The sequence below is a fragment of the Streptomyces sp. NPDC003032 genome (genome assembly GCF_053591415.1).
Genome location: NZ_JBSFTT010000049.1, coordinates 34,911 through 41,050 on the forward strand (window position 1 = coordinate 34,911; position 6,140 = coordinate 41,050).

General features: G+C 68.7%; 10 protein-coding genes. 3 read left to right on the forward strand and 7 right to left on the reverse strand.

The window, feature by feature from the left end; all coding sequences use genetic code 11:
• Window positions 1-12: 12 nt before the first annotated feature.
• From ACWDZ7_RS37950 to ACWDZ7_RS37980, 7 genes are all read right to left on the reverse strand, one after another.
• Entirely contained in the window at window positions 13-834 is an 822-nt protein-coding gene (locus ACWDZ7_RS37950; protein WP_451803314.1) for a hypothetical protein, read from the reverse strand.
• Window positions 835-904: 70 nt separating this feature from the next.
• On the reverse strand, window positions 905-1,177 hold the full coding sequence (locus ACWDZ7_RS37955) for a WhiB family transcriptional regulator (protein WP_451803315.1): 273 nt from the start codon (window positions 1,175-1,177) through the stop codon (window positions 905-907).
• The gene (locus ACWDZ7_RS37960) at window positions 1,174-1,635 is read right to left on the reverse strand and encodes a hypothetical protein (RefSeq protein ID WP_451803316.1); all 462 of its coding nucleotides are present in this window, start codon (window positions 1,633-1,635) and stop codon (window positions 1,174-1,176) included. The genes ACWDZ7_RS37955 and ACWDZ7_RS37960 overlap by 4 nt, the downstream gene beginning before the upstream one ends.
• Window positions 1,632-2,111, reverse strand: coding sequence for a hypothetical protein (locus ACWDZ7_RS37965; protein WP_451803317.1), 480 nt, complete (start codon window positions 2,109-2,111; stop codon window positions 1,632-1,634). Before ACWDZ7_RS37965 ends, ACWDZ7_RS37960 begins: the two co-directional genes overlap by 4 nt.
• Window positions 2,108-2,458: a hypothetical protein gene (locus ACWDZ7_RS37970; RefSeq protein ID WP_451803318.1), complete on the reverse strand. Its 351-nt coding sequence runs from the start codon at window positions 2,456-2,458 to the stop codon at window positions 2,108-2,110. Before ACWDZ7_RS37970 ends, ACWDZ7_RS37965 begins: the two co-directional genes overlap by 4 nt.
• A gap of 93 nt (window positions 2,459-2,551) precedes the next feature.
• Entirely contained in the window at window positions 2,552-2,788 is a 237-nt protein-coding gene (locus tag ACWDZ7_RS37975; protein ID WP_451803319.1) for an integrase, read from the reverse strand.
• Entirely contained in the window at window positions 2,785-3,078 is a 294-nt protein-coding gene (locus tag ACWDZ7_RS37980) for a helix-turn-helix domain-containing protein (protein ID WP_451803320.1), read from the reverse strand. Before ACWDZ7_RS37980 ends, ACWDZ7_RS37975 begins: the two co-directional genes overlap by 4 nt.
• Window positions 3,079-3,349: 271 nt before the next feature.
• Here ACWDZ7_RS37980 and ACWDZ7_RS37985 point away from each other — a divergent pair, with 271 nt between their 5' ends.
• The 3 genes from ACWDZ7_RS37985 to ACWDZ7_RS37995 all read left to right on the forward strand — a co-directional run bounded on the left by ACWDZ7_RS37985 (window position 3,350) and on the right by ACWDZ7_RS37995 (window position 5,867).
• Window positions 3,350-3,757: a helix-turn-helix domain-containing protein gene (locus tag ACWDZ7_RS37985; protein WP_451803321.1), complete on the forward strand. Its 408-nt coding sequence runs from the start codon at window positions 3,350-3,352 to the stop codon at window positions 3,755-3,757.
• A gap of 168 nt (window positions 3,758-3,925) precedes the next feature.
• The gene (locus ACWDZ7_RS37990) at window positions 3,926-4,168 is read left to right on the forward strand and encodes a hypothetical protein (protein ID WP_451803322.1); all 243 of its coding nucleotides are present in this window, start codon (window positions 3,926-3,928) and stop codon (window positions 4,166-4,168) included.
• 115 nt (window positions 4,169-4,283) lie between these two features.
• Window positions 4,284-5,867: a site-specific integrase gene (locus ACWDZ7_RS37995; RefSeq protein WP_451803323.1), complete on the forward strand. Its 1,584-nt coding sequence runs from the start codon at window positions 4,284-4,286 to the stop codon at window positions 5,865-5,867.
• The last annotated feature ends 273 nt before the right edge of the window (window positions 5,868-6,140 follow it).

Sequence of the window (6,140 nt, forward strand, 5' to 3'; positions counted from 1 at the left end):
TGCTGGGTGCTCCTATGCGATGAGGGATTCGAAGCCGTGCCGCTGGTCGGCAGGCTGTGCGGTGCCCGGGCATCCGGCGGTGAAGTCGGTGGAGCCGGGCTTGGACCACGGGCAGAAGCGGCACTTCGCGGCCGTGCTCGTGGGGATTTGGGCCCACCAGGTGTGGGCGTAGTTGGACGCGGCGGCCTCGGGGCTGTCGAGGCGGGCGCGGATGGAGTCGAGGCGGGCGAGCGCATCGAGGGCGACCTGCCGGTCGTACGGCTCGGTCCACACGTGGACGCGCAGCTCGTGGTAGCGGCCGACGAAGCAGATCGCGACGCGCTGCGGGGTCTCGCCCGCGTTCTCCTGGCCGAGCCCGTACAGGTGGGCCTGGGTGCGGTACTGCGGACCGGGGCCCTTGCGCCGGTACTCATCCAGCGTGGTGTGGCCGACGAGCTTCCAGTCCCAGACGGTGCCGGTAGCCCGGTCGTACAGGTCGGAGGACCCGGCGATGACCAGGGCGTCGACCGCGTGGGGCCGGACGGTGACGCGTTCCTCGACCTTGTATCGCGGCCGTCCGTCGGGGAGTTGGGCCTGCCGCGTCGTGAACGACTCCTCCATCCACGTGTGGAAGCCGGTCCCGATGACGGAGGCGATGGGGTCGCCCTCGTCGCGGGCGACCGGCCAGTCGAGGAGCTTGTAGGCCAGGCGCCGTTCGCACGGGTCGCCGACCTCGGACGGGCCGATGCGCTTCTGCAGGGAGCGGGGCGAGTTGGCGGCGGCGTGCACGATGAGGTCGGCGATGCGGGCGGCCATCACTTCGCCGTCTGGGCTGCTGCCGGTGGTCTTCGCCACGGTGTGCCTTTCGGGTGGTGGGGTGGCCGGGCCCGCTCGGGGGTGGAGGCGGGCCCGGCCGGATCGGGGGCTACGCGGCGGTCTCCTGCCGGAGTTGGCCGCGCTCGCGGCGGGTGAGGCCGCCCCAGATGCCGGTGAGGCTGGGGTCGTTGAGCGCGTGGTCGAGGCAGGCGGTGCGGACGGGGCAGGCAGCGCAGATGCGCTTGGCCGTGTGGACGGGGCGGCCGACGGTGGGGTGCCAGAGGTCGGGGTCGACCTGGGCGCACAGCGCGTCGTTCGCCCAGGTGCCGGGGCGGGGCCCGGCGGCCGGGGCCGTGGCCCCAGCGCGCGCGGTCGTCGTCATTCGTCGGCCTCCTCGTCGTACTCGGAGGCGACCGTGATGCGGGTGACCGTGTACTCCGTGATGTCCTCGGCGCCGTTCTTGCCGACGACCAGCTCGTAGGGGTCGTCCGGCTCGGACTCATCCCCGAGCCAGTCGAAGACGTGGCCCGTCTCGTACTGCGGGTTGTGGTTGATCGCGTTGGCCTCGCAGTGCATCCGCGCGGCTTCCGCGTTGGTGTACGTGCCGAGCGGTGCCATTCCCCACGCGGCCCGGTAGACGTAGGCGGCGGCAGGTTCCGTCTCCAGCTGCACGGCGGACACGGCCGTGTCCTGCGCGGCGGCGAGGGCGAGCGTCGCGTACACCTGCGCCTCAGCGGCCAGGGCCGCACCGGCCACCGCGTTGCCGCCGTCGCCGTAGGTGAAGTGGTGAGCCATGGTGACGAGGCGTACGGCCTCCCGGGCATGCTGCTCGGCGTTCATGAGCGGCCGCCCTTCCGGCTGTTGAGGGTGTAGAAGCGGCGGCCCTTCATGTCGTGCTCGACGAGGTGGCCCATCGCGTGGAGCGTGTGCAGGTCCCGGCGGGCGGTGCCGCGCTGCGGGGCGTCGAAGCCGGGGCTGCGGTACAGCTCCTGGACGCGGCCGGTGGTCCATTCGCCGCGATGGGCACGGATCGCGTCGAGCAGCTGCGCGGTACGGCCGGTCGGCCCGTTGGCCGACTCGACGGCCTTGGAGGTGAGCGCGTAGGCGATCGGGTCCTCGTCGGCGGGGCGGGTGGTCGCGTGCTCGGCGGTCAGATCGTCGACCTGCGCCCGCAGCCACCGCAGTTCGGCGGCGGTGTCGGGGCTCATGAGGAGTCCGGCGGAGTCGAGTGCGGTGGCGATGCCGGCAGGGACGCGGCCCTGCTGGATGGCGGCGAGGATGACCCCGGCGGCCGCGTTGATAGCACGGGCGTTCACGCGGCACCACCCTCGGCGGGGAAGAGCGCCAGGCCGTGGGAGGCGGCCCAAGTGCGGGCCTGCTCCTCCTGCCTGCGGGCGTAGTGGGCGTCGAAGTCGACGTAGCCGTACACGTGGTACGTGATGGGGCCGAACCGCAGGTCGGTGTGCGCGTCGCCCTGCTCGTTGTACTCGGTGACCAGGCCGTGCGCGGCGGCGAATGCCTCGACTGCGGCGTTCGCCATCAGCGGGTACACGAGCCGCTCGTGGCTGCGGCACGGCGCGCTCGGCGTGGTCTCCAGGAAGTCGGCGAAGGCTCGGAGTCCGGCGATGAACTCGCCGCGGGGATCGGTACTCTCGTTGGTCACGGTGACCTCTGCTTTCTTTGGTGTGTGGAGGCGCCGGTCGGGGGTCGCTCGGGCCTGCAAGCGGAGCGGCCCTCTGGCGCGTCCAGGGGCGGGTCAAGCGGCGGGGGCCGCCTCGTCCTCGCGGATGCCGAGGAAGTCGAGGAGGTCGCTGCGGCGCACGCGGATCGCGTGGCCCAGGCGGAGCACTTCCAGGGGGAAGTCGCCGCCCCGGATGAGCGCGTAGCCCAGCTCCTGCGACACGTTCATCGCAGCGAAGGCCTGCTTCGCCGACGGCATCGCGGGGAGCGCAAGGACCTCGGCGGGGGTGAAGGCCCGCGTCCGTGTCGTCATACGGCCACCGCCAGTCGCCCGGCGTTCAGAGCGGCATGGCGGCCCGCGCGCTCGCAGGGGATGAAGAGGACCAGCAGGTCGACGCCGATTACGGAGACGATGCGCTTGGCCTTGTCCTCGGGGAGCCTCTGCTGTTCCCCGGTGAGCAGCGAGCCGACGGTGCCAACGGAGACGTCGGCAGCGGCGGCCAGCTCGCGCACCGTGACGCGGTTTCCGGTGCCCGTGCGCTGCATGAGGGTGCGCAGCAGGGCGCCGCTCACCAGCCGGTACATGGGCGTAGATGTGCTCACGTTCACCTCGCGAAATGGTTCATTTAGCGATCTGAATGCGATGAGCATTGCACTACCTGAACGACCTGTCCAGCTTTCTGAACGAGGGGCGCGTAAAAGGCTGGCGAAAAGCGCCCGTGCGACCTGGCGCACACGGGGTGTGTACTGAACAATCCGTTCAGCTAGTTAAATAATTAGGGTTGCCTGACCAGCACCCCCCGGTTCGCTGGTCGCGCCCAGTCACTGAACGCCCACCAGTCGACCCAGTCCCAGGAGTGGCAGGATGACCCCCATGGCCGCACAGGACACGCCCCCCGCTGACGAACAGCGCACCCAGTTCCGCGACCTAGTCAAAGAGCTGCGTCGGCAGACCGGGCTATCCCTCGTCCGATTCGCAGAGAAGGCCGTTGACCCCGTGACGGGCGTCGCCTTGAAGTACGGATGGATCCACAGGCTGGAGTCGGGCGAGCCGGTCAAGCCGCCCCAGCTGCCGGAGCTCCGGGCGCTGGCGGCTGCCGGCGGATGCGACCTTGAGATTTTGCAGGACGCCGCCGGGCAGCAGTTCCACGGAGTGGACCCGGTCTACAGCCAGTCAGGTGAGGCGAGGGCGTTCGTCAGGAAGACGGAGAAGATGACTCCCCGGCAGCGGGAGCAGCTGCAAGCGTTCCTCGACACGATCGTGCCCGCTGACGGCGAATGAATATGCCAGCGGGAGATGTCGCCCCAAAGGATTACGCTCCGTAACAAAGCTGTACCGCTAGTAGTGCTCAGTGACGGATGATGCGAGCATGAACGTCTGCTCCGTGGATCTTTGCGGAGCGGGCGTGCACGTACTTGTTCGAACATCTGAGCGAGGAGTGGGGGAGATATGACGCGTCGGCCCGCGAAAGCGTGGTGGGAGTTCAGTGACGCCCTCCCGGACGGAGAGGTCCTCCTGCCGGTCCAGACCGATCAGGGCCTGATCATGGTGGTACGTCCCGGGCACATGTCGGAAGAGCTCCTGGTAGAGCTCAACAAGGTGCTGGAACACCTCATCGGTACCGGTCTCTGGAATCCCGGCGAGGACGGAGGGCACGACCATGGCGGAGGGGACGACGATGACGCCACCTGAGGGCCGCGGCGAGTTAGCCCTCGTAGTGAGAACCCGGCTCATGTCCCAGGACGTAGTCGCAGCAGTGGGCCTGCTCGCCGCTGGTGACACAGGGAAGCAGATCAAGGAGTAGCTCATGCCGTCGTCGCGTCGGGCCGGAGGCATCAAGAAGCGCTGTGAGTGCCGCGACGCGGACGGCAAACTGCTGGGCACCAAGTGCCCGCAGCTTAAGAAGAAAAGTCATGGCGCGATCGCGTTGCGCCAAGAACTCCCACTCGACGCCGACGGCAAGCGCCGGCCATTCCGCAGGACCGGCTACGCCACTGTCACGGACGCCCAGGCCGACCTCTCCCGGCTCCAAGCGATCCTCGATCTGCCAGGCGACGACCTTGAAGAACAGCGCCGCGTCGGCGACATGCTCGCCGACGTCATGAAGCGACGCGCTCCGATCCCGGCGACGGCCGAAGTCTCTCGGCGTCTCGGGGTCGGCGTGCCGCTGGACGGTGCGATGACCGTGGGGGAGTGGCTGGATACCTGGATCGAGTCGAAGAAGACGAAGACGACTACCACGAACGGCTACCGCTCCCACATCCGCGTCCACCTCAAGCCGGGCGTCGGGCACTACCGGATAGATCGCTTCAACGTCGGCCATGTGCAGGAGTTCTTCGACGGCATTGACGCGACCAACGAGGTCATTGCCGCAGAGAACCAGGCCCGCCGAGAGCAGGAGGCGCGGTGCAAGTGGGGGAAGAGCTCCCGGCCGCCGGCCGCAGAGTCGGCGCGACTGGCGGTTGAGCGCGAGAAGCTCGCCGCGATGCCGCCCTACCGCAACATCACGGGCCCGGCGACCAAGCAGCGGATCCGCGCCACGCTGCGCACCGCGCTGAACGCGGCGATCAAGCGGCAGCTCATCACCTTCAACCCGGCCGCCCATGTCGAACTCGCCTCCGGGAAGCGGCCCAAGGCGGTGCTGTGGTCTGACCAGCACGTCGAGTACTGGCGCCGGACGGGCGAGAAGCCGTCGGCTGTCATGGTGTGGACGCCCCCGCAGATCGGCGCCTTCCTCGATGCGGCCGAGTCGTCGAGGCTGTACGCGTTCTTCCACCTGATCGCATTCCGGGGCCTGCGCCGCGGGGAGGGCGTCGGGCAGGACTGGGTGAACGTCGACCTCGACAACCAGGCCATCACCATCGCCAAGGAGATCATCGTTGACGGCTGGACGCCGTTCGAGGATGACCCCAAGACGGACGGGTCGGCGGCCACGATCGGCCTGGACACGGTGAACGTGGCCGTTCTGCGGGCGCACCGGATCCGGCAGGCGGTGGAACGCAAGGCATGGAACGTGCACGCCGCCGAGGAGCGCGCGAAGGACAAGGACGTCGCGGACTGGACGGACACGGGCAAGGTGTTCGTCGACGTCGACGGGAACTGGCTGCACCCCGAGAAGGTGTCGGACGAGTTCCGTCGGATCTGCCGGCAGGCAGATCTCCCTCCGGTCAACCTCCGGGATCTGCGGCACTGTGCGGCGACGCTCATCCATGCGGGCGGCGGCGACCTTCACGCCATCAAGGAGACGCTGCGCCACTCCACGATCAAGCTGGCAAGCGATACGTATACGTCGCTCCTCAAGGAGGTCGACCTGGAGATCGCAGAGAAGGCGGCGGCTCTGGTGCCGCGGGCGCGGAAGCCGCTCGATGAGGCTGCCCAGACGGAGGCGTGAGCGGTATTCTGGACCTGGTGCTGAAAGGGCTTCTGACCTGCGGGTCGGGGGCTCTTTTTGCTGGCCCCTTGCTGGCCCGAAGGACATGCACCAGTGCCCTACGGGACACAACTGGACACGACGACTGGGCAACTTGAGTGGAACTGAAATCCCGTTGACCTGGTCATTAGCCGATCCGGCACAACGCGAGGCAACTTAACGCAACGAAACCTTACGGGACTCCCGCAGACTCATAATCCGTCGGCCGTGGGTTCGAGTCCCACCCGCCCCACC

What these genes read in the sequence shown, in the direction of transcription:
- ACWDZ7_RS37985 (WP_451803321.1), top strand. Translation starts at nt 3,350, where the DNA reads ATGGCCGCACAGGACACGCCCCCCGCTGACGAACAGCGCACCCAGTTC.
- ACWDZ7_RS37990 (WP_451803322.1), top strand. Translation starts at nt 3,926, where the DNA reads ATGACGCGTCGGCCCGCGAAAGCGTGGTGGGAGTTCAGTGACGCCCTC.
- ACWDZ7_RS37995 (WP_451803323.1), top strand. Translation starts at nt 4,284, where the DNA reads ATGCCGTCGTCGCGTCGGGCCGGAGGCATCAAGAAGCGCTGTGAGTGC.
- ACWDZ7_RS37960 (WP_451803316.1), bottom strand. Translation starts at nt 1,635, where the DNA reads ATGAACGCCGAGCAGCATGCCCGGGAGGCCGTACGCCTCGTCACCATG.
- ACWDZ7_RS37975 (WP_451803319.1), bottom strand. Translation starts at nt 2,788, where the DNA reads ATGACGACACGGACGCGGGCCTTCACCCCCGCCGAGGTCCTTGCGCTC.
- ACWDZ7_RS37955 (WP_451803315.1), bottom strand. Translation starts at nt 1,177, where the DNA reads ATGACGACGACCGCGCGCGCTGGGGCCACGGCCCCGGCCGCCGGGCCC.